General features: G+C 55.5%; 1 rRNA gene. It reads right to left on the bottom strand.

The window, feature by feature from the left end:
* Positions 1-1,067, bottom strand: a 23S ribosomal RNA gene (locus ACZ601_RS39125); the annotation flags it as partial.

The following is a 1,067-nucleotide window of genomic DNA, read 5'->3' as shown; positions in this document are numbered from 1 at the left end:
CCGCTTCAAAGTCTCCCACCTATCCTACACAAGCCGAACCGAACACCAATATCAAACTATAGTAAAGGTCCCGGGGTCTTTCCGTCCTGCTGCGCGAAACGAGCATCTTTACTCGTAGTGCAATTTCACCGGGCCTATGGTTGAGACAGTCGAGAAGTCGTTACGCCATTCGTGCAGGTCGGAACTTACCCGACAAGGAATTTCGCTACCTTAGGATGGTTATAGTTACCACCGCCGTTTACTGGCGCTTAAGTTCTCAGCTTCGCCAACCCGAAAGTCAGCTAACCGGTCCCCTTAACGTTCCAGCACCGGGCAGGCGTCAGTCCGTATACATCGCCTTACGGCTTCGCACGGACCTGTGTTTTTAGTAAACAGTCGCTTCTCGCTGGTCTCTGCGGCCACCCCCAGCTCACCGAGTAAATCGGATCACCAGTGATGGCCCCCCTTCTCCCGAAGTTACGGGGGCATTTTGCCGAGTTCCTTAACCATAGTTCACCCGAACGCCTCGGTATTCTCTACCTGACCACCTGAGTCGGTTTAGGGTACGGGCCGCCATGAAACTCGCTAGAGGCTTTTCTCGACAGCATAGGATCATCCACTTCACCACAATCGGCTCGGCATCAGGTCTCAGACTTATATGCACGACGGATTTACCTACCGTGCGTCCTACACCCTTACCCCGGGACTACCACCGCCCGGGCTGGACTACCTTCCTGCGTCACCCCATCGCTTACCTAATACAAGTCTGGTTCGTCGGCTCCACCACTACCCTCAACTCCGAAGAGATCAGGCCGGCTTCACGGACTTAGCATCGCCTGATTCAGTACTGGGCGTTTCAAAGCGGGTACCGGAATATCAACCGGTTGTCCATCGACTACGCCTGTCGGCCTCGCCTTAGGTCCCGACTTACCCTGGGCAGATCAGCTTGACCCAGGAACCCTTAGTCAATCGGCGCACACGTTTCTCACGTGTGTATCGCTACTCATGCCTGCATTCTCACTCGTGAACCGTCCACAACTCGCTTCCGCGGCTGCTTCACCCGGCACACGACGCTCCCCTACCCATCC

The organism is Streptomyces sp. NPDC104307 (genome assembly GCF_055584045.1).
The sequence above is the reverse complement of the archived record's forward strand: the minus strand, read 5'-3'. Positions and strand labels throughout refer to the sequence as shown.